This window comes from Mesorhizobium sp. USDA 4775 (genome assembly GCF_054062655.1).
In genome coordinates, this window is the sequence record NZ_JBSSFM010000001.1 from 345,739 (window position 1) to 367,019 (window position 21,281).

Genomic DNA, 21,281 nt, shown 5'->3' on the forward strand with positions numbered 1-21,281 from the left:
AAAACGATGAGCGGGCGGCGCGAGCCGCCCGTTCAGAATCCAGTGCCTGCCAAGCCCGAAAACAGGGCGATATCAAAAAGGGGAAATGCATGACCAAGGTAGCAATCGTCACGGGCGGATCGCGCGGCATCGGCGCGGCGATCTCGATCGCCTTGAAGACCGCCGGCTATTCGGTTGCCGCGAACTACGCCGGCAACGACGAAGCGGCGGCGAAGTTCAAGGCCGAGACCGGCATCCCGGTCTACAAATGGTCGGGTCGCCGACTATGACGCTTGCGCCGCCGGCATCAAACAGGTCGAGGCCGACCTCGGCCCGGTCTCGGTGCTGGTCAACAATGCCGGCATCACCCGCGATGCCATGTTCCACAAGATCACCCGCGACCAGTGGAAAGAAGTCATCGACACCAATCTGTCCGGTGTCTTCAACATGACGCATCCGCTGTGGAACGGCATGCGCGATCGCAAGTTCGGCCGCGTCATCACCATCTCCTCGATCAACGGCCAGAAGGGCCAGGCCGGCCAGGTCAATTATTCCGCCGCCAAGGCCGGCGACATCGGTTTCTCGAAGGCGCTCGCCCAGGAGGGCGCCCGCGCGGGCATCACCGTCAACGTCATCTGCCCCGGCTACATCGCCACCGAAATGGTCAAGGCCATCGACGAGAAGGTGCTCAACGAGCGCATCCTGCCGCAGATCCCGGTCGGCCGCCTCGGCGAGCCGGAAGAGATCGCGCGCTGCGTCGTCTTCCTCGCTTCGCAGGATGCCGGCTTCATCACCGGCTCGACCATCACTGCCAATGGCGGCCAGTACTTCGTCTGAGACGTCCAACGGCTTCGGATTGTGACGAACGGACCGGGGAACCGGTCCGTTTCCCCTGACGCCTTGGAGGCCGGAAAAATACCCCGCCACGGCGCGATGCCCCAATCCGGCACGCAAAGGTTAATGGCGACAGCGCCGTCTGTGCGAACCCTGTGGACAAGCCTGTGAATCCTCGGTGGATAAACTGTTCGCAACACAAGATATTGAGGGAACAAAACGGGAAAATCCCGTTGGCGCTGATTTGTCGCCGATTCGTTCCGGCTTTGAGCGGAAGTTAACGTTAATGCCCCGGAATCAGCTGTTTTTCCTTAACGGCAAATTCAGAAAGATTAACAATTTCATAATCTTGAGCGATAGCCCCCGACCTGCTCCGTTCATTTGCCGGCAAAGGTTAAGGACAAGGCTCACCCAGCATAAAACGGGCCAGTTCGACGATTCAGCATGTGGTGAGACTCAGCATCACAAAATCCATATGTAGCCGTGAACAAAAGCTGAATCTGAGCGAGTCGCCGATTCGTAGCTGATTCGTTCCAGACTCGTTCCATCAGTTAAGCAGCAGCCAATTTAGCGCCAGACAGAGTTGCTTTCGAAGCTGCCGGTGGAACATTCCGCTTTCGCTTCGCGCCCGAAATCCCTATGTGTCGCCTGTCATACGCGCCAGTTGAGGCACGCTCCCGACAACCAGAGGCCAGAAAGCCTTATTTCCAGGTCGATGAACATCCAGCCGAAACACACTGAGCCGCTGATCTTGTCGGGCCGCGACGTGACCGCCGTGCTTGGCCCAACCAACACCGGCAAGACCCATCTCGCCATCGAGCGGATGGTGGCGCACGAAACCGGCGTCATCGGCCTGCCGCTCAGGCTGCTGGCCCGGGAAGTCTATGCGCGCGTCTGCGAAAAGGTCGGCGCCCACAAGGTCGCGCTGATCACCGGCGAGGAGAAGATCCAGCCGCCAGGCGCCAAATATTCGGTCTGCACCGTCGAGGCCATGCCGCGCGAGACCGACGCCGCCTTCGTCGCCATCGACGAGGTGCAGCTCGCCGGCGACCTCGAGCGCGGCCACATCTTCACCGACCGTATCCTGCATCTGCGCGGCCGCCAGGAAACGCTGCTGCTTGGTGCCGCCACCATGCATGGCATCCTGCAGCGCCTGCTGAAGGGCGTCTCGGTGGTGACGCGGCCAAGGCTGTCGCACCTGGCCTATGCCGGTTCGAAGAAACTGACCCGCCTGCCGCGCCGCACCGCGATCGTCGCCTTTTCCGCCGACGAGGTCTATGCCATCGCCGAGCTGATCCGCCGCCAGCAGGGCGGTGCCGCCGTCGTGCTCGGCGCGCTTTCGCCGCGCACCCGCAACGCCCAGGTGGCGCTGTTCCAGTCCGGTGATGTCGACTATCTCGTCGCCACCGACGCCATCGGCATGGGTCTCAACCTCGATCTCGACCATGTCGCCTTCGCCCAGAACCGCAAATTCGACGGCTACCAGTACCGTAATCTGACGGCGGCCGAACTCGGCCAGATCGCCGGCCGCGCCGGCCGGCATCTGCGCGACGGCACGTTCGGCGTCACCGGTCAGGTCGACCCGCTCGACGAAGACCTCGTCAAGAAGATCGAGGGCCACGACTTCGATCCGGTGAAGGTGCTGCAGTGGCGCACCGCGCATTTCGACTTCGCCAGTCTCGATGCGCTGAAGCGCTCGATCGAGACCAACGCGCCGGTCGAGGGCCTGACGCGCGCCCTGCCGGCGGTCGACGCACAGGCGCTCGAATATCTCTCCCGCGACGAGGACATCCGCGCGCTCGCCACCGATGCCAAGCGCGTGGCGCTGCTGTGGGAAGCCTGCGCGCTGCCCGACTACAGGAAGATCGCGCCTGCCCAGCATGCCGACCTCATCGCCTCCATCTACATGGACCTCGCCCGTCATGGCCATGTCGACGAGAACTACATGGCCGAGCAGGTGCGCCGCGCCGACACCACCGAGGGCGACATCGACACGCTGTCGCACCGTATTGCCCAAATCCGCACCTGGACATTCGTGTCGAACCGGCCCGGCTGGCTGGCCGATCAGGCACACTGGCAGGAAAAGACGCGCGAAATCGAAGACAGATTGTCGGATGCGCTGCATGAGCGGTTGACGAAACGCTTCGTAGACCGCAGGACTTCCGTCCTCATGCGGCGCCTTAGAGAAAATACCATGCCTGAAGCCGAAATCAGTCCTACCGGAACCGTCCTTGTCGAAGGCCACCATGTCGGCGAGTTGCAAGGGTTCCGCTTCACCGCCGACCAGACCGCCGGCGGCGAAGACGCCAAGGCCGTGCGCACGGCCGCGCAAAAGGCGCTTGCCGCCGAGTTCGAGGCGCGCGCCGAACGCTTCGGCGCCTGCGCCAATGGCGACCTGGCGCTAGGCTCGGACGGCACGCTACGCTGGATCGGCGCGCCGATCGGCACGCTGGTTTCGGGCGAAGACGCGCTGAAGCCGCGCCTTGTGCTTTTGGCCGACGAACAGCTGACCGGCCCGGCGCGCGACAAGGTCGCCGCGCGCGCCGAACGCTTCGTCAATTTCCAGATCGAAACGCTGCTGAAGCCGCTCGTCGACCTGAAGAACGCCGACCAGATTTCCGGCATCGGCCGCGGCATTGCCTTCCAGCTGGTCGAGAATTTCGGCCTCATCAACCGCCGCGATATCGCCGAGGAGATGAAGTCGCTCGACCAGGAGGGTCGCGCGGCCCTGCGCCGCCTTGGTGTGCGCTTCGGCGCCTACCACGTCTTCGTGCCCGCTTTGATCAAGCCGGCCCCCGCCGGGCTGGTGACCTTGCTGTGGGCGCTGCAGAACGACGGCAAGGACAAGCCTGGTTTCGGCGACGTCGTCCACGCGCTGGCGTCCGGCCGTACCTCCGTGGTCATCGATCCTGCCTTCGACAAGGCTTTCTACAAGCTTGCCGGCTATCGCAATCTCGGCCGCCGCGCCGTGCGCATAGACATATTGGAGCGGCTGGCGGACCTCATCCGTCCGGCGACCAACTGGAAGCCCGGCCTCGGCCAGCGTCCGGACGGCGCCTATGACGGCCATTCCTTCATGGTGACGCCGCCGATGATGTCGATCCTTGGTGCCACCGCCGACGACATGGAAGAGATTCTCAAGGGCCTCGGCTACCGCGCCGAGCCGAAGCCGGCGGCGGAGGTGAAGGCGCGGCTGGAGGCGCAGGACACCGCCGCGCGTGAAGCCGCTGCCGCGAAACTCGCGGCGGAAGAAGCCGCGCGCGCCGAGCAGGCCAAGGCAGCCGAAGCTGCCGCTACAGACGCGGCCGCGGAGGCGGCGGTCGAGGGTTCGGAACCGGCTGTTGCCGAGACCGCGCTCGAAACTCCCGCCGAAGTCATCGCGCAAACGACAGCGGAGCCGATCGCGGAAGCGCAACCGGAAGCTCCAGCCGAAGCCGTGGAAGAACCCGCTACAGAGATTGCTGTCGCCGAAGCGGTTGCTGAACCTGTTGCCGCGCCGGAAGCGGAAGCCGAGTCGATCGAGGCGGCGCCGGCGGAGCCAGTTTCCGAAGCTGCACCGGCGACGCAAGCGGTTTCGGACGAGCCTGCCGTGGTGGCCGAAGCGGCCACCGGCGAGCCCATCGCCGAAGCCGAAGCGCCCAAGCCGATCCTGCTGTGGCGCCAGGGCCGTTTCGAACAGCGCCCCCGCCATCACGAAGGTCGCAACAACCGCCAGCGCAATGGACAAGCGCGCGGCCGAAACAATGCACCCGCCGATGCCGCCGGCGCACCGGCCACGGCCGCGCCCGGAGAACGTCCCGCCCATGAGGGTCGGCGCGACGGCGCCGGCAAGCCGCGCTTCGACCGTTCGAAGTTCAAGCCCAAGCCGCAGGGTGAAGGCGAACAGCGCCGTGACGGCCGCCCGCAGGGCGAGCGTCCCGAGCGCCGCGAAGGCCGACCCGACTGGAAGGGTGGCCGGCCCGAGGGCAAGGGCGGTCCCGATCGCGGCAAGGGAGGCGCAAAGCCCGCTTTCCAGCCGAAGCCGCGCGAGGAACGTCCGGTGCGCTTCGATCCGGATTCGCCCTTCGCCAAGCTCGCCGCCTTGCGCGACCAGCTGAAGAAGTAGGCTCGGAAGGGTTCGATGGTTGCCGAAGGCCGCCAGCGCATCGACAAATGGCTGTTCTTCTCGCGCGCGGTGAAATCGCGCTCACTGGCGGCGAAGCTCGTCGTCGCCGGGCGCGTGCGCATCAATCGCGACAAAGCAGCGCAGGCCTCCGATCTGGTCAAGCCGGGTGACGTGCTGACCATCACGCTCGACCGGCGCATTTTCGTCTGGAAGGTGCTTGGCGCGGGTGTCCGGCGCGGCCCGGCGGAGGAAGCCCGCACCCTCTACGAGGACATGTCGCCGCCGCCCACACCGAAGGGGGAGGCGCTTCCCGACGCCATACCGGCGCTGCGCGAGGCCGGCAGCGGCCGCCCGACCAAAAGAGAGCGCCGCCAGACCGACCGCTTGCTTGGTGACGATTGAGGCTTGCCGGCCAGACCGCGGGCCGAAATCCCCGGGCAACGGCGGGCGCAGGACGGAACCGAGCCCGGCAAACAAGATGCTCCACAAGACATCAGCCGCCCTCGCCGTGCCTGCCGGCTGGAATTCCATTCCGCCAACGCCGAAGCGGTCGGGCATGGCAACCCTTGCAAGCGAGAGACAAAGGCGTTACCTCACGGAAAAAGCCCAAGAAAACTGGCCCATTAAGCTGGGACGTCCCGGAGCCGACCGATGACCTATGTCGTGACCGACAATTGCATCAAATGCAAATATATGGACTGCATCGAGGTCTGTCCGGTCGACTGTTTCTACGAAGGCGAGAACATGCTCGTCATCCATCCCGACGAGTGCATCGACTGCGGCGTCTGCGAGCCTGAATGCCCGGCCGACGCGATCAAGCCCGACACCGAGCCAGGCCTCGACAAATGGCTGCAGATCAACACCGAATATGCCGAGAAATGGCCCAACATCACCGCCAAGAAGGAGCCGCCGGCAGACGCCAAGACCTTCGATGGCGAGGCCGGCAAGTTCGAGAAATACTTCTCCGCCGAGCCTGGCGAAGGCGATTGACAATACAGCCGTAAAGGCTTGTATGACGCAGCGTAACAGGCACATCGGATTAACCGCCTTGACAGGCGGCGATTGGTTGTGGCCTTCGCTTACGCAGCAAAACCTTGATTCTTCCGACTTTTTGTGCTACATCAGCGAAACATGCCGGTGACACAACGTCGATTTATGGCGCAGACGCCCCAAATCACTGAAAGGTGAAAATCCCATTCCGGACCAGAGCGATCTGGGTCAGGCGGTCGCAGTTCGTGCGGTTTGCCGGTCCCGACCTTTCCGGTGGGTTCATCTGTTGTGCGGCTAACGATCGGTTTCCCCGGTCGCACGAGTTCAGCCGGCACCGCCGCCGGCCCATAACAAGGAGTTCAGGGCGTAATGGCAACGATCACCCCGCAGAAGAAGTCCACTGGTGCGCGTCACGGTTTCAAGACCGGCGAGTATATCGTCTACCCGGCGCATGGCGTTGGCCAGATCGTGTCGATCGACGAGCAGGAAGTGGCCGGCCATAAGCTGGAACTGTTCGTCATCGACTTCCAGAAGGACAAGATGCGCCTGAAGGTGCCGGTCGCCAAGGCGACCTCCATTGGCATGCGCAAGCTGTCGGAAGAGGATTATGTCGAGCGCGCGTTGAAGGTCGTGCAGGGCCGCGCCCGCGTCAAGCGCACCATGTGGTCGCGCCGCGCCCAGGAATATGATGCCAAGATCAATTCCGGCGACCTGATCTCGATCTCGGAAGTCGTGCGCGACCTCTACCGCGCCGACAACCAGCCGGAGCAGTCCTATTCCGAGCGCCAGCTCTATGAAGCGGCACTCGACCGCATGGCCCGCGAGATCGCGGCCGTCAACCGCATGTCGGAAACCGAAGCCGTGCGCCTGATCGAGGTCAACCTCAACAAGGGCCCTAAGCGCGGCGCCAAGGCCGACAATGAGGAAGCCGAGCAGGAAGAAGCTGCCTGAGCTCTTGAGCCTTTAAGTTCACGAAAAACCCGGCCTCGCGCCGGGTTTTTTGGTTCTCGGACAAGGCAATGGCTGGGCCTATGCTTGACCTCCGCCTTCCTTCTCCGCCTCCTGCTTCAGCGTCGCGATGAAGCGCTTGGTCCGTTCGCGCTCCGGATTGCCGAACAAGGTCGCCGACGGACCCTGCTCGACGATGACGCCGGCATCTAGGAACACCGCCTCCTGGGCGATCTTGGAGGCAAGCCGCAAATCATGCGTCGCCATCACCATGGTCGTGCCTTCGCTGGCGAGCTTGCCGAGCACGTCGACCACTTCTTGCGCCAGTTCCGGATCGAGCGCCGAAGTCGGTTCGTCGCATAGCAGCACCTTCGGCGACGGCGCCAAGGCGCGGGCGATCGCCACGCGCTGCTGCTGGCCGCCTGACAGCGTCGCCGGCCAGGCATCCGCCTTGTGCGCCATCCCGACCTTTTCCAGCAAGGCGAGCGCCCGCTCGCGCGCCTTCTCAGGCGACCATTTCAGCACCGTCACCAGCCCTTCCATGACGTTCTCGATGGCGGTGCGGTGCGGGAACAGCTGGAAATTCTGGAACACCATGCCGGTCTGCAGGCGCAGCCGCCTGATATCGGCGGCCGGCACCTTGATGCCCGGGCGAAACTCGAGCGTCTCGTCGCCGATGCGCACCGTGCCCGAAGTCGGGATTTCCAGGAGGTTGATGCAGCGCAACAGCGTGCTTTTCCCCCCGCCCGAGGGGCCGACAAGTGCCGTGACGCTGCCTTCGGCGATCGCGACCGTCACGCCCTTGAGCACAAGATTGTCGCCGAAGCGCTTTTCGATGTTGGTGAGGCCGATCATGAGCGTGCCTCCAGGAAGCCGCCATAGCGGTTGAGCCGCTCCTCCAGCCGCGTCTGAAGGGCCGACAGCACCGAACTCATCGCCAGATAGAGGATCGCCGCCTCGACATAGAGGATCAGCGGCTCATAGGTGGTGGCGACGATGCGCTGCGCCGCCTGGAACATCTCGGGCACGGTGATGGCGGCGGCCAGCGAGGTGTCCTTGACCAGCGAGATGAAGGTGTTGGAGAGCGGCGGCACCGCGACCCGGCCGGCCTGCGGCAGGATGGTGCGCCGCATCGCCTGACTCCAGGTCATGCCGATCGAATAGGCGGCTTCCCACTGGCCCTTCGGCACCGAGCCGATGGCCGCGCGGATGATCTCCGACGTGTAGGCGCCGATGTTGAGCGTGAAGCCGATCAGCGCTGCGGTAAAAGCATCGAGCAGGATGCCGACCGACGGCAGGCCGTAGAAGATCAGGAACAGCTGCACCAGCAGCGGCGTGCCGCGGAAGATCCAGACATAGAAGCGCACGAGCATGACCAGCGGCTTCGGCCCGAACAGCCGGCCGAGTGCTACCCCGAGGCCAACCGTCAGGCCCAGCACGAAGGACAACAGCGTCAGCGGTACAGTGAAGATCAAGGCGGCCCAGAGCAGCGAAGGCAGCGACTCCAGCATCAGTTGCAGCCAGTGCGGCACGAAAGACCCTCCAGAATGGTCGAGATGGCTTCATCGAGGCGCGAATGCGCCGGCCATATCACGACAAAAGCGGCGAGCCGTCAAAGACGGCCCGCCGCTGGATGCGTTGCAGGGGCGACGAACGGCCCCACTCAAAGTTACTTCGAAACGTCCTGGCCGAAATAGGTGTCGGCGATCTTCTTGTAGGTGCCGTCGGCCTTGATATCGGCCAGCGCCTTGTTGATGGCGGCAACCAGTTCCGGATCGCCCTTGCGTACGATGACGCCGGAATAGTCGGCGTTTTCCTCTTGCGCGGCGATCTTCACATTGGCGTCGGGCTTGTGCTTCTTGAAGTCGAGGAACGACAGGCTGTCATTGATGGTGGCGTCGGCGCGGCCGGTCAAAAGCAGCTGGATCGACTGGTCGAAGCCGTCGGTGCCGACCAGTTCGGCGCCGTTCGCCTCGGCCAGCTTGCCGAAGTTCGAGGTCAGCGACTGCGCCGACTTCTTGCCCTTGAGATCGGCGAAAGCCTTGATGTCGGTGTTGTCGCCGCGAACGATCAGCACCGCCTTGGAGGCGATATAGGGATCGGAGAAATCGTACTTGGCCTTGCGCGCGTCGGTGATGCCGACCTCGTTGATGACGGCGTCGTAGCGCTTGACGTCGAGGCCGGCGATCAGCCCGTCCCACTTCCCTTCCAGGAACTCGACCTTGACACCGAGCTTGTCGGCGATCGCCTTGGCGATCTCGACGTCGAAGCCGACCAGCGCGCCGGACGCGTCATGGTAGGTGAAGGGCGCGTAAGTGCCTTCCGTGCCGACCTTGATGATGCCGGCCTGTTTGATCTGATCGAGATTGGCGCCGGCATGGCCTGATGTGACCGCCAGGGCCTGCAGCGTTCCGGCGACGATAAGCGACTTGAGCCATTTCATATTTTTGTGATCCCGTCCTTGGTCTGATGTCTGGCCTGCTGTGAGGGCTGGAAAATGACAGATGCCAGCCGAAAGAATAAGGAACCAGATTTCAAAAACAAAGAATTCCTGAAACCAAATTCTCTAAATATGATCTCTTGCAGCGTCTGACCGCCCCCGGCAACCGCGTCGAAATCGCCCGGACAGCAACTCTCGCCCGCCCGCGCCGGCGGAACCTTTCTCGCGCATGGCAGTTTTGGCTGTTCTAGGGCGCGACGCCGCGATTTCAACCGGTGCCCTGCCAAGTTCGTAACGTCGGTTAGATCGCCGGAGCCAGGGAGCGCCTCATGATGGAAGACACGGCAGGACGGACCATGGTCCGCGCGGCAATGAAGGCTCCCTACCTCGAACGCGACGAAGAACATCGGCTGGCCTTGCTCTGGAAGCAAGACAACGACCAGAACGCATTGCACAGCATCACTGTTGCCCATATGCGGCTGGTCATTTCCATGGCCTCGAAATTCCGCCATTACGGCCTGCCGCTCGGCGACCTGATCCAGGAAGGTCATGTCGGCCTGCTCGAGGCCGCCGCCCGCTTCGAGCCCGAACGCGAAGTGCGGTTTTCGACCTATGCGACGTGGTGGATCCGCGCCTCGATGCAGGATTACATCCTGCGCAACTGGTCGATCGTGCGCGGCGGAACCAGTTCCGCGCAGAAAGCCCTGTTCTTCAACCTGCGCCGCCTGCGCGCCCGGCTGGCGAACGGCGCCGAGCCGCTTTCCAACACAACCCTCTACCGCGAAGTGTCGGTGGCGCTTGGCGTCTCCGAGGCTGACGTGGCGATGATGGATTCACGGCTTTCGGCGCCCGACTCCTCGCTCAACATGCCGCTTGCCGACGATGCGGGCGCGACCGAGCGGATGGACTTCCTGGTTTCCGACGATCCCCTGCCCGACGAGATCGTCGGCGACAAGATCGATATCGCGCGCCGTTCGCTTTGGCTGCGGGAGGCGCTTCATGCGCTGAACGCGCGTGAACTCAGGATCATCGAGGAACGCCGGCTGAACGACGAGGGCGCCACGCTCGAGGCTCTCGGCGAGACGCTCGGTATATCCAAGGAACGCGTCCGCCAGATCGAGGCCCGCGCCATGGAAAAGCTCAAAGTGGCGCTGGTGAAGCAGAACCCGGAATTTCTGGCGACGGCCGCCTAACTTTCAACGGCACGGCACAAGAGTGCGGTCAAAACTCGCTCCGCTGAGTCGAATGGCTTGGTTTTCGAGAACCGGAGCGGAGTGGTCTCTAAGTCCATGAGAACCGGAAGCACAGAAAGCCGCGGCAAGCGTCCAGCGAAGTGAGTTTGCTGCGTACTCTTATTTGTCGGTGACGATCTTGACCTTGTCGCCGGACGAAACCGCGGCGCCCGGCGACAGCGCGTTGAGCACCCGGAACAGATCGAGCTTGCGGTCGACGCCGACCATCTGCGCAGCGAGCGAGCCCATGGTCTGGCCCGGCTGCACGGTAAGCACGCGGATATGCAGCGGCTTCAAGGCCGCCTTTTCAGCGGCACTCAGGATACGGAACGACCCGCTGACAGAGCGTGCCACCGTCTCCAGCGAGGTGCTGGCCGAGGGTGCCGCGGTGAGCAGCCGGTAGACCTGGCCGCCGGCACGGATCACCGCGATGTCGAACTGCCAGCCTTCGGCACTGGCATGCGCCGTCGCGGCCTCGTTGCCGTTGATGGTTTCCTGCTTGACGCTGCTGTCGTCCAGACCGGCCACCCAGCCGCTTCTGATGTAGTCGGTCAAGGCGCGGTTCTTGTCGATCGAAACGCCGTCGAAGCGGATCGCTATGTCGCCAGGCCCGGTCGCCGTCACCGCCGCCGCCGAATTGTCGATGATGAAACCGTCCGGCACCGTGAAGGACACGCCGAGGCCCGGATGAAGGAAGGTCTCGCCACGCACATAGCCTTCCTCCGGCGTATCGCCATAGAGCAGGCCGTCTATGCCGGCGAGGAAGGAATCGCGGTCGCGCGTGCCGACACCGGGCGCGCCGAACTGGCGGGCATGGCGCTGCGCCAGGTCGATGCGCTGCGGCGTGTTGGGGTGCGTCGCCAGAAAGTCGAGGCTGGCGTCGGTGGCGCCGCTGATCGAGCGGAAATCGGTATAGGCCGACATCGACTGCAGGAAGCGGCCGGCGGCATAAGGGTCGTAGCCGGCTTCGCCGATCGACTTGATGCCGATGGCGTCGGCCTCCAGCTCCTGGTTGCGCGAGAACTGCGCCAGCCGGAGCTTGCCGCGGATCAAAGCCGCCTTGGCGGTCGGGCTGTCGCCGAGCACGTCGGAAACCACTTTGGTCGCCAGGCCTTCCTCGGCCTCCAGCTGCTGGCGCTGCAGGCCGTGATTGGCGGTGACGTGGCCCATCTCATGCGCGATGACGGCGGCGAGCTCGGACGAATCATTCGCCAGCGCCAGCAGACCGCGCGTGATGTAGAGATAGCCGCCCGGCAGTGCGAAGGCGTTGACGTTGGGCGAATTGAGGATGGTGATGCGGTAAGTTTGGGTCGGGTTCGCCGACACAACGGTCAGATTGCCGACGACCTTGGCGACCATGCGCTCAAGCTTGGGATCGGAATATTCGCCGCCATAGGTCGCCAGGATGCGCGGATGCTGCGCCTTGGCCAGTTCGGCGAGCTTGTTGTTGGCACTGACATTGTCGACCGTGATCGGCTTGTCGGACGGTTGGAAGCCGGATTCCTGGACTTCCGGAGGCGTGAACATCTGGCAGCTTGCGAGCGCCACGGCAAAGCCGGCCAGCGCCAGAAAGCGCGCTAGCGGGTTCATTCGTAGCTTGTCGACGCCGATCGCCAGAGCGGCTTCCTTTCAGGTCCCGGCGCATGACCACGAAAATCGGGGGCGATCTCCGGAACCTGTCATGCGCAAAAACAAATTTCTACGGTACTCGTCACACGTCCCTAGGGGGCGTGTGACGAGTACCGTAGGCAAATCACGGCTTGTGCCAAACCAATAGGGCGGACCTAGCCACACTACTTCTGCCATGGCAAGCAAGCGCCCCGTTGCCTGATGCCGGTTTGACCGTAAATTATGTCCGCTTCCGGGCAATATCTCGTGATACGGCATTGCCGGCACCTGCACCGACATAGCGCCGGAACGCCTCCGGACCAGCCCCAACAAAGAAATCCTCCGCACTGCCGGTGGCCGCGACGGCGCCATTGTCCAGAAACACCACATTGCGGCCAATGCGGCGGGCGTCCTGTGGCTGGTGCGTGACGAACAGCACCGTCATGCCGCGCTCCGCATGCACGCCGGCAACCAGGTCGAGCATATCGTCGCGTAAGGCGGGCCCGAGCGAAGCGAAGGGTTCGTCGAGCAGAAGCACCGGGCGATCGCGCACCAGCACGCGCGCCAGGGCGACACGCTGGCGCTCGCCGCCGGAGAGTTCGCGCGGCAGCCGCTTGTCCTTGCCGCCAAGGCCTGTGCGTTCCAACGCTTCGGCAATGGCGGTTCGATCGGCTTCGGTCAGCCGCAGCGATGGCGAGCGGCCGAGCCCGACATTCTGCTCGACGGAGAGATGCGCAAAAAGGTTGTTTTCCTGAAACACCATCGACACCGGCCGTGCGGCTGGCGGCGCTGCGCCGACATCGGCCCCGCCGATCAGCACGCGGCCCGACTGCGGCGTCTCGAAGCCGGCGACCAGATTGAGCAGCGTCGACTTGCCCGAACCGCTCGGCCCCATGATGGCGGTGATTTCCGCCGCCGCGAACGCGACATCGAAGGTGAGCGGCGCCTCGCCATAGCTGAACGAGACCTTGTCCAGCCGCACCGGAACACCCTTCCCTCTCATCGCTCCGTCAGACATTGCGGACCTTGTCTCTTCCCAGCCAGTCCGCCGCCAGCACCAAGGCGAGGCAGACGAGGCCAAGCAACAGTGCCAGGCCGGCGGCGTCCTGCGTGCGGTAGCTGCCCATGCGCGCCAGGAGAAGGTAAGGCAAGGTCTGCACGGAATCACTGCCGAACAGCGCGATAACGCCGAGATCGCCGAGCGACAGCGCCATGGCGAAGGCGAAGGCGGTGGCGAGCGGCCGCCGCAATGACGGCCAGTCGACCAGCCGCAGCCTGGCCCAGCCGGAAATGCCGAGCTGCGCGCAGAGCCGTTCGTGGCGCTCGCTCGCCGCGTCATAGGCGGGACGGACGGCGCGCAGCGCGAAAGGCATCGCCATGACAGAATTGACGGTGACGACCATGACCGGGGCGATGGCAAAGACATCGCCGGCATGGCGCAGCAGGAGGAACCAGCCGGCTCCGATGACGATCGGCGGCACGACCAGCACAAAACCGGCGCCGGTATCCGTGGCGTGTTCGAGCAGTGTCCTTCGACCGGCGCGGCGCCTCAACGCGAGTGCCCGTCGCGCCATGGTCAGCGCCAACGACAGCATCACTGAAAGCAGCGCCGACAGGAAAGCGAGCACCGCACTGGTCAGCGTCGCCTGCCGGACAGCGGCCTCGCCGGCGAGCCGGCCGAGATCGGCGCCCAAGCCTGCCGAGACGGTCGCGGCCATCGGTCCGATAACGAACAGCAGCGCCAGCACGATGAGCACGGCGTTGAGTGACGCCTCGGTCGTGTCGACGGAGAGATAACGGCGCGGCGCCACCGGCAGGTTGGTGTCGCCGACGACATTGGCGCCAAGCCGCGTCAGCGCCAGCACCACGATGAAGGTCAAGGCAATCTGCAGCAATGTCAGGGCGACCGCCCGCGCCGGATCGAAATCGAAGCGCAGCGCCTGGTAGATGCCGACCTCCAGCGTCGTTGCCGCCGGTCCGCCGCCAAGCGTCAAAACGATGGTGAAGGAGGTGATGCAGAGCATGAAGACCAGCCCGGCGACACCCGGCAGAGCGGCGCGCAGCGTCGGCCATTCGATCAGCCGGAAGGCCGGCCCCGCCGCCATGCCGAGCTGGCTTGCCAGCCGCCACTGGTCGGCGGGAATCGTCTGCAGCGCCTCGAGGAACAGGCGGGTCGCCAACGGCAGGTTGAAGAAGACGTGGGCGACGAGAATGCCGGACAAGCCATAGATGCCTGGCCAACCCTGGCTGCCGGCGGCGCTGAACAGGCCGGCGAAATAGCCGGCACGGCCGTACAGCGCCAGTATGCCAAGCGCCGCGACGATCGCCGGCAGCGCCAACGGCACGGCGAAGAGTTGCAGGATGAAGGCGCGGCCGAAGAAACGCGGATGCCGCGACAGGGCGCGCGCCACGAACAGCGCCGGGATCACCGAAAGCAGGGTCGAGAGGACTGCCTGCCAAAGCGTGAAGCGCACGACGCTCAGCAGGTAGGGATCGAAGGCCGCCCAGGCTCCCGAAAAATCATCGGCGCCTTCGACGAGCAGGCCCGCGAATGCGCCGCCGATCAGCAGCGTGATTGCGGCGAGCGCAATGATGCCGGCGCTGACGCGGGGATCAGCGCGTTCCACGCTCGACCGCCAGTCTCCGCATAGCGGCACTTATAGAGGGTTGCGTTCCTTGGCGCCCCCCTCCGTCCTGCCGGACATCTCCCCCACGAGGGGGGAGATTGGCTGTTTCAGCGCCTCGCTCATACCTATAGCGTCGGCGATTGGCGAAATCACCGATAGCATTCGATCTCCCCCCTTGTGGGAGAGATGTCCGGCAGGACAGAGGGGGGCGCCGTAGAGCACTCATCTTTCGATCATACGGCCAAACTATTTGCTCATCACCGCCAGCCATTCATCCACCCAGGCCTTGCGGTTGGCGGCAACCTCTTCGGGGCTGAACAGCAGGGTCTTGGTCGGCTTGACCAGCTTGTCGAAGGCCGGGTTGAGCGGCTTGTCGGTCTTTCCGGCCGGGAACATCCAGTTGGTCTCCGGGATCGCGTCCTGGAATTTCGGCCCGGTCATGAAGGCGATGAATTTTGCCGCCAGCGGGTTCTTGGCTCCGTTCGTGGTGATTCCCGCGACCTCGATCTGCAAATATTCGCCCTCCTCGAAAGAAGCGGCCTGGTAGCGCTGCGTGTTCTCGGCGACCATGTGATAGGCCGGCGAGGTCGTGTAGGACAACACCATCGGCGCCTCGCCCTTGGTGAACAGGCCATAGGCCTCGCTCCAGCCCGGCGTCACGGTCAGCACCTTCGTCTTGAGCTTGGCCCAGGCTTCCGGCGCCTTGTCGCCATAGACCGACTTCACCCACAACAGCAGGCCGAGGCCCGGCGTCGAGGTGCGCGGATCCTGGATGACGATCTTGTCGTCGGCACTGCCTTCGACCAGTTCCTTCAGGCTCTTCGGCGGCGTCTTCAGTTTTTCGGTGTCGTAGACGACGGCGAAATAGCCGTAGTCGAAGGGAACAAAAGTATCGTCGCTCCAGCCACCCGGCACGTTGACATCGGAGACCGCGCCATGCGGGGCAAACAACCCGCTAGCCTTGGCATCGGCGGTGAGATTGGTGTCGAGGCCAAGTACGATGTCGGCCTTGGTTGACGCGCCTTCTAGCTTGACGCGGTTGAGCAGGGCCACGCCATCGGCGACCGAGACGAACTCGACGTCGCAGCCGCATTCGGCCTCGAATTCCTTCTTCACCACCGGGCCTGGCCCCCAGTCGGCGGTGAAGCTTTCATAGGTGTAGACGGTGAGCTTGTCCTTGGCCAAGGCCGGCCCGGACAGCGCCACGACCATGGTCGAGACAAGAGCGTATAAAAGCGTGCGCATCGGCGCCTCCTTCGTTCGAATTGCAAGGAATTGAGGCGCCGGACTGTCCGAAACGTCTAATCCCTCCGCCGGTACAAACCGGATCAGGTTCAGCGGGTTGGCGAGACTGCCTCTCAGCCGGTCCGCGAAGATCGCGTCCGGCACCCCGTTAGAGCGTTTCGACACATAGGCCGGGCCGGGGAACCGCGCAAGTGGCAGTTTGCCGGCCTTCCGTTTCCGCTGCCGGGCTGGTACAGGCCACCGGATATGAGCACATTCACCATCCTGCTTGGCGGCGATCTCATCCGCACGCCCCGGCTCGACCGCCAGGTCGACGGCTCGCGCATCATTGCCGCCGACGCCGGCATCGGCCATGCCCGGCTGCTCGGCCTTGTGCCGGAACTATGGGTGGGTGATTTCGATTCGGTGCCGGCCGATCTCCCCGCCGATCTCGCCGCAGTGCCCCGCCGAACCTTCCCGGCGGAGAAGGACAAGACCGACGGCGAATTGGCGATTGCCGCAGCCCTCGAGCGTGGCGCGACTAGCCTGGTGCTGGCGGGCGCGTTCGGCGGCAAGCGCGCCGACCACGCTTTCCTGCATCTGGCGCTCGCCCTGCGCCTGGCCGAAGCCGGAACCGAGGTGCTGTTGACCAGCGGCGCCCAGGAAGGTGTCCCGTTGCTGTCGGGAACGGCCGGCTTCGACTATGCCGACGGCACGCTGTTTTCGATCCTCGGCTTTTCCGAACTTGCCGGCCTGACCGTCACCGGCGCCAAATGGCCGTTGAACCAGGTCGTAGTGGCGTTCGGCTCGTCGCTGACCATTTCCAACGAGGTCCGGGGCCGCCTCGACATCGCGCTCGGCCACGGCCGCGCGCTGCTGCTCGCGCATCCGTATCCACTACCTGAAAGCTGACATGGCCCCGCCTCTTCTCAATCTCGACGGGATAAGACTGACCTTCGGCGGCACACCGCTGCTCGACGGTGCTGCCTTGACGGCTTCGGCCGGTGACAAGATCGCGCTGGTCGGCCGCAACGGGTCCGGCAAGTCGACGCTGCTCAAGATCGCGGCCGGCCTGATCGAGCCGCAGGACGGTGAGGTGTTTCGCCAGCCCTCGGCAACCGTCCGCTATCTGCCGCAGATGCCCGACATGGAAGGTTTCGCCACCGTGCGTGCCTATGTCGAGGCGGGCCTCGGGCCAGCCGACGATCCCTACCGCGCCTCCTATCTGATGGAGCATCTTGGCCTCACCGGCGAGGAACGGCCGGGTGATCTCTCAGGTGGCGAGGCCAGGCGCGCAGCCCTGGCCCGTGTCATGGCGCCGGAACCCGACATCCTGCTGCTTGATGAGCCGACCAATCATCTTGACCTGTCGGTCATCGAATGGCTGGAAGAGGAGCTCGTGCGCACCTCCTCGGCACTCATCGTCATCTCGCACGACCGCCGCTTTCTGGAGCGCGTGTCGCGCGCCACCGTCTGGCTCGATCGTGGCCAGACCCGCAGGCTGGACAAGGGTTTTGGCCATTTCGAGGAATGGCGCGACCAGGTGTTGGAAGAGGAAGAGCGCGAGCAGCACAAGCTTGGCCGCCAGATCGTGCGTGAAGAACACTGGCTGCGTTATGGCGTGACGGCGCGGCGCAAGCGCAACATGCGCCGCCTCGGCGAGTTGCAGACCATGCGCCAGCGTTTCCGCGGCCATAGGGGCGCCGAAGGCACCGCGACCATGGTGGCGAGCGACGCCGCCGAATCCGGCAAGCTGGTGATCGAAGCGAAGAACATCGAGAAGAGCTTTGGCGACCTCACCGTGGTCAAGGGCTTCTCGACCCGCATCCAGCGCGGCGATCGCGTCGGCCTCGTCGGACCGAACGGCGCCGGCAAGACGACGCTTTTGAAGATGCTGACCGGCGAATTGGCGCCGGATGCTGGCTCGGTGCGGCTCGGCACCAATCTGGAAATCGCCACGCTCGACCAGAAGCGCGAGGCAGTCGACCCGCAGGAGACGCTGGCGCAATACCTCACCGACGGACGCGGCGAAAACCTCGTCATCAATGGCGAGCAGCGCCATGTCGTCTCCTACATGAAGGATTTCCTGTTCAAGCCGGAGCAGGCGCGCACGCCGGTGCGCGAACTGTCCGGCGGCGAGCGGGCGCGGCTGATCCTGGCGCGCGTGCTGGCACGACCGGCAAACCTGCTGGTGCTCGATGAGCCGACCAACGATCTCGACATGGAGACGCTGGAACTGCTGCAGGAACTGGTCGCCGGCTTTGCCGGCACCGTCATCCTGGTCAGCCACGACCGCGATTTCCTTGACCGCACCGTCACCAGCATCATCGCGCCGGATGGCGGCGGCCGTTGGGTCGAATATGCCGGCGGTTATTCCGACATGCTGGCGCAACGCGGCGGCACAAGGCTCGACGACCGCAAGGCGCGCGCCAGGGCCGAAGCCCCTGACGCACAGGCGCAAGGCAAGAGCGAGCCGGCGGCGCCAAAAGGGCCGGCGAAGAAACTGTCGTTCAAGCAGAAATTCGCCCTGGAATCGCTCCCCAAGAAGATCGAGGCGGTGACCGCGTCGATCTCGCGGCTGGAGAACAACATCGCCGACCCGGCCTATTACGAGCGCGATCCGGCCTCCTTCCAGAAAACCATCGCCGCCCTCGACAAGGAGCGCGCGACGCTGGCCGCGCTCGAGGAAGAGTGGCTGGAGCTGGAGATGCTGCGCGAGGAGATGGAAGGGTGAGGAGCGTTCGGCCGTAGGCCAATCGATCGACAACGATTTGTCGATTGAAGCGACGAACGGTGAAAGCCCGGTTCGCCTTCAGGCGAATCGAAAGATCCAGTGGACCTTTGGAACGGATTGAACGCCCGAAGGGCTGGGAGCCATAGCGGAGGGCCAGGCCCTCTCACCCGCAGCCAGAGCCACTCCATTATTGCCCCCGCATGAAGATGCGCATACATTATGCGCATGTTGCGGAGGCTATTATGCGCAAGATTGCCTTGAATGCGATCCGTCAGCCAGCCAATCTGTCGATCGACTCGAACCTCATGAGGGAAGCCAAGGGGCTTGACGTGAATGTCTCACGCGCCGCGGAAGCCGGCATCGCGGAGGCGGTTGCGGCGGAAAAAGCGCGGCTGTGGAAACTTGAGAACCGCGCGACCATGGATGCCTGGAACGATTACTTCGAGAAACACGGCATTCCGCTGGAAGAGTTCCTGCAGTTCTGATGCCTCGCTATGACGTCTTCGCTGGCCGCATCGAAGGCAACTATCTGCTCGACGTTCAATCCGACCTGCTCGACAATTTCAAGACGCGGGTGGTCGTCCCGCTTCTGCCCGTTGCAACAGTGCCGCCGCCGATGCGAAAGCTTCATCCGACCTTCGAGATCAACGGCCGAAAGCTGGTAATGGCCACGCACCTTATTGCCACCGTTCCAGCGAGCGAATTGGGTGAAAGTCGGCTGAACCTGACGAAGCACCACGACGACATCGTCGCCGCGCTCGACATGCTGTTACAAGGCTTCTGAACGAAGGCGGCCGTTACGCCGCCTTCTCAGCCTGCCGTCTTCGCCTGCCAGGCCTTGATCGCCTCGTCGAACACCTTCTCGCCGGGAATGCCTTTTTCCATGGTCAGCAGGGCCCGGCGCCCGGTCTTGTAGACGACCGGAACGTCGATCCAGTCCTGGCCGCGCAGCAAGGTCATGTTGGCGTCCTCGTCGGCCTTGGTGTCGTTGAGCGCGACGAGGAAGAATCCGTCGGCGATCTTGGCCGGTATACCGATCAGCGGGCTGCCGGCATCCTGCTCGGAACTCTTCATCGCGACGCGCAATATGTTGTCGACGCCGCCGCCCTCGAAACCGTCGGGCGTCAGGAAGATCATCTCGATGATGTGGCTGGCTGGCAGCGTCTGGTCGGTGTTGCGGCGGATGGTCATGCGCAACTGGATGTCCTTGCCGGGTATGGTCGCCTCGGCGCGGATCGCCGGCTCGGGCGGCAGGTCGCCACCGGGCGATTCCTGCACCAGCGACCAGACGATGCTGCCAGGCTCGGCCGAGCCCTGCGCGGTGCTGGTGCGCTCCTCATAGAAGATCGCCTTCTGGCCGACCGGCACCGAGGCCGCCGCCGCCGGGGCAGCCGGTGCCGTGGGCGTGGCGCCCGCTGGGGCGGGCGGCGTAGCGGCAGCATTGGCCGGGGCGGCGGGTGTAGTTCCGTTGGCAGGCGGGGTTGCGGCGGGCGCGGCGCCCGCCGCGGGTGCGGTCGCGGCAGGTGCTGCCGCGGCGGGCGCTGCCGCGGGCGCGGCTGCAGCCGGGGGCGGATTGGCCGGCGCATTCGTCGCCGATGGCGGTGTCGTCAGCGCGGCGACGGATTCACCCTCGCCTATACCGGTTTGGCCACCAGCCGGGCCGGGGTCGGTTTCGCCACCTTCGGGCGTCAGCCGCTGCGTGAATTTCGTCGCCTCGGCACCTGCCGCGGGCGCTGGTGCCGCCGGGGCGTCGGTCGCCGGCTTGGCCGGCGCCGGTTTCACCGGTTCGGTCTTGGCGACGACCTTGCTGCCGTCCAGGCCCAGCATCTTGCTGAAGGCGTCCTTGTTGAGCCAGATGCCATAGCCACCGCCGGCAACGACCAGCAAGGCCACGACGGCGGCGATCAGCCCGCCATAGCTGCGTTTGCGCTCGGCCGGACGCAGGCGGAAAGTGTCGGCTGCCGCCGGCTCTTCATCGTTCGGGAAGACATCGGCGCGGTCATCGTCCTGGTCCGCATCCATGCCCGGCAAGGCAGGATCGGCGAGATCGGGGGCCACCGGTTGCACCGGCGTGGGTTTCTGCCAGCTTGGCTCGGCCTTGGCTACGGGCGAAGGCGCGGACTGGTAAGGTTCCGGCGTGGCGGCAGGCGGCGGCGCGGGACGGTAAGGCTCGGCCTTGGCGGCGGGCGGTGCCGGCCACGCCGGCTCCGCCTTCACCGGCTGGCGCGTGTGGCTCGGCTGGTTCTTGTTGCGGTCGATCGAGGAAAAGATGTGCTCCAGCTCCGCGAGCGGGTCCGTTTCCGGCACGCTCTTGGCATACTCGCGCTCGACGCTCGTAATGGCGTTTTCCAGTGAGCGCTTTTGCGCGCTTATGGCTTCGGTGGCCAGCGGCGGCGAATATTCCGCGAGCTTCTTGGCCAGCATGGAACGAACGCTGTCATAGATGCGCGTACGCTTTTCGGGCGTCTCGTCACCGTGCTTGTCGAGCGCCTTTTTCAGAACAGCAACAAAATCTGCCATGCTTCAGTCGACCTGTATTTTGCTTCCGCGCCGGCCCCCG

At 64.5% G+C, this 21,281-nt stretch carries 17 protein-coding genes, 1 pseudogene and 1 riboswitch; of the genes and pseudogenes, 10 read left to right on the top strand and 8 right to left on the bottom strand.

From position 1 onward, the window contains the following. Nucleotides 1-89 precede the first annotated feature (89 nt). The 5 genes and pseudogenes from phbB (at nucleotide 90) to ACVILI_RS01780 (ending at nucleotide 6,859) form a co-directional block, all read left to right on the top strand. A pseudogene (gene phbB, locus ACVILI_RS01760) lies at nucleotides 90-816 on the top strand (acetoacetyl-CoA reductase). A 712-nt stretch (nucleotides 817-1,528) separates the two neighbouring features. After that, nucleotides 1,529-4,918, top strand: coding sequence for a helicase-related protein (locus tag ACVILI_RS01765; RefSeq protein WP_240564703.1), 3,390 nt, complete (start codon nucleotides 1,529-1,531; stop codon nucleotides 4,916-4,918). Nucleotides 4,919-4,933: 15 nt separating this feature from the next. Next, nucleotides 4,934-5,320 carry an RNA-binding S4 domain-containing protein gene (locus ACVILI_RS01770; RefSeq protein ID WP_019861705.1) on the top strand — a complete coding sequence of 129 codons (387 nt, stop codon included), beginning with the start codon at nucleotides 4,934-4,936 and terminating at the stop codon, nucleotides 5,318-5,320. 249 nt (nucleotides 5,321-5,569) lie between these two features. Next, the gene (gene fdxA, locus ACVILI_RS01775; protein WP_008873823.1) at nucleotides 5,570-5,908 is read left to right on the top strand and encodes a ferredoxin FdxA; all 339 of its coding nucleotides are present in this window, start codon (nucleotides 5,570-5,572) and stop codon (nucleotides 5,906-5,908) included. A 369-nt stretch (nucleotides 5,909-6,277) separates the two neighbouring features. Further along, entirely contained in the window at nucleotides 6,278-6,859 is a 582-nt protein-coding gene (locus tag ACVILI_RS01780; protein ID WP_010911999.1) for a CarD family transcriptional regulator, read from the top strand. 78 nt (nucleotides 6,860-6,937) lie between these two features. On the opposite strand, the gene ACVILI_RS01785 is transcribed toward ACVILI_RS01780, so the two are convergent. From ACVILI_RS01785 to ACVILI_RS01795, 3 genes are all read right to left on the bottom strand, one after another. After that, complete coding sequence (locus ACVILI_RS01785) at nucleotides 6,938-7,711, bottom strand: amino acid ABC transporter ATP-binding protein (protein ID WP_019861706.1); 774 nt, start codon at nucleotides 7,709-7,711, stop codon at nucleotides 6,938-6,940. After that, on the bottom strand, nucleotides 7,708-8,388 hold the full coding sequence (locus tag ACVILI_RS01790) for an amino acid ABC transporter permease (RefSeq protein ID WP_038650219.1): 681 nt from the start codon (nucleotides 8,386-8,388) through the stop codon (nucleotides 7,708-7,710). Before ACVILI_RS01790 ends, ACVILI_RS01785 begins: the two co-directional genes overlap by 4 nt. 137 nt (nucleotides 8,389-8,525) lie before the next feature. Continuing rightward, nucleotides 8,526-9,299, bottom strand: coding sequence for an amino acid ABC transporter substrate-binding protein (locus ACVILI_RS01795; protein WP_038650222.1), 774 nt, complete (start codon nucleotides 9,297-9,299; stop codon nucleotides 8,526-8,528). A 326-nt stretch (nucleotides 9,300-9,625) separates the two neighbouring features. Here ACVILI_RS01795 and ACVILI_RS01800 point away from each other — a divergent pair, with 326 nt between their 5' ends. Then, a complete protein-coding gene (locus ACVILI_RS01800; protein ID WP_038650224.1) occupies nucleotides 9,626-10,489 on the top strand; it encodes an RNA polymerase factor sigma-32 in 864 nt (287 codons plus the stop codon). 159 nt (nucleotides 10,490-10,648) lie between these two features. Here the strand turns inward: ACVILI_RS01800 and ACVILI_RS01805 are convergent, their stop codons facing one another. From ACVILI_RS01805 to thiB, 4 genes are all read right to left on the bottom strand, one after another. Continuing rightward, the gene (locus tag ACVILI_RS01805; RefSeq protein ID WP_038650226.1) at nucleotides 10,649-12,118 is read right to left on the bottom strand and encodes a M48 family metalloprotease; all 1,470 of its coding nucleotides are present in this window, start codon (nucleotides 12,116-12,118) and stop codon (nucleotides 10,649-10,651) included. Nucleotides 12,119-12,377: 259 nt separating this feature from the next. Beyond that, on the bottom strand, nucleotides 12,378-13,154 hold the full coding sequence (gene thiQ / locus ACVILI_RS01810) for a thiamine ABC transporter ATP-binding protein (protein ID WP_038650229.1): 777 nt from the start codon (nucleotides 13,152-13,154) through the stop codon (nucleotides 12,378-12,380). Continuing rightward, entirely contained in the window at nucleotides 13,147-14,763 is a 1,617-nt protein-coding gene (thiP, locus tag ACVILI_RS01815) for a thiamine/thiamine pyrophosphate ABC transporter permease (RefSeq protein WP_038650232.1), read from the bottom strand. The genes thiQ and thiP overlap by 8 nt, the downstream gene beginning before the upstream one ends. A 246-nt stretch (nucleotides 14,764-15,009) precedes the next feature. Beyond that, nucleotides 15,010-16,008, bottom strand: a complete 999-nt coding sequence (thiB, locus tag ACVILI_RS01820) for a thiamine ABC transporter substrate binding subunit (protein WP_019861717.1) — start codon at nucleotides 16,006-16,008, stop codon at nucleotides 15,010-15,012. 43 nt (nucleotides 16,009-16,051) lie between these two features. Next, nucleotides 16,052-16,166: riboswitch (TPP riboswitch) on the bottom strand. Between the two features lie 88 nt (nucleotides 16,167-16,254). On the opposite strand from thiB, the gene ACVILI_RS01825 reads away from it, so the two are divergent. The 4 genes from ACVILI_RS01825 (at nucleotide 16,255) to ACVILI_RS01840 (ending at nucleotide 19,505) form a co-directional block, all read left to right on the top strand. After that, nucleotides 16,255-16,899 (top strand): thiamine diphosphokinase, encoded by a 645-nt coding sequence (locus ACVILI_RS01825; protein ID WP_019861718.1) that lies wholly within the window; start codon nucleotides 16,255-16,257, stop codon nucleotides 16,897-16,899. Between the two features lies 1 nt (nucleotide 16,900). Further along, nucleotides 16,901-18,721, top strand: coding sequence for an ABC-F family ATP-binding cassette domain-containing protein (locus ACVILI_RS01830; protein WP_457102291.1), 1,821 nt, complete (start codon nucleotides 16,901-16,903; stop codon nucleotides 18,719-18,721). Between the two features lie 242 nt (nucleotides 18,722-18,963). Beyond that, nucleotides 18,964-19,206 (top strand): type II toxin-antitoxin system CcdA family antitoxin, encoded by a 243-nt coding sequence (locus ACVILI_RS01835; protein WP_038653479.1) that lies wholly within the window; start codon nucleotides 18,964-18,966, stop codon nucleotides 19,204-19,206. Continuing rightward, nucleotides 19,206-19,505, top strand: a complete 300-nt coding sequence (locus tag ACVILI_RS01840) for a CcdB family protein (protein ID WP_038650237.1) — start codon at nucleotides 19,206-19,208, stop codon at nucleotides 19,503-19,505. The genes ACVILI_RS01835 and ACVILI_RS01840 overlap by 1 nt, the downstream gene beginning before the upstream one ends. Before the next feature lie 26 nt (nucleotides 19,506-19,531). Here the strand turns inward: ACVILI_RS01840 and ACVILI_RS01845 are convergent, their stop codons facing one another. Next, complete coding sequence (locus ACVILI_RS01845; protein ID WP_064981211.1) at nucleotides 19,532-21,241, bottom strand: hypothetical protein; 1,710 nt, start codon at nucleotides 21,239-21,241, stop codon at nucleotides 19,532-19,534. Between the last annotated feature and the right edge of the window lie 40 nt (nucleotides 21,242-21,281).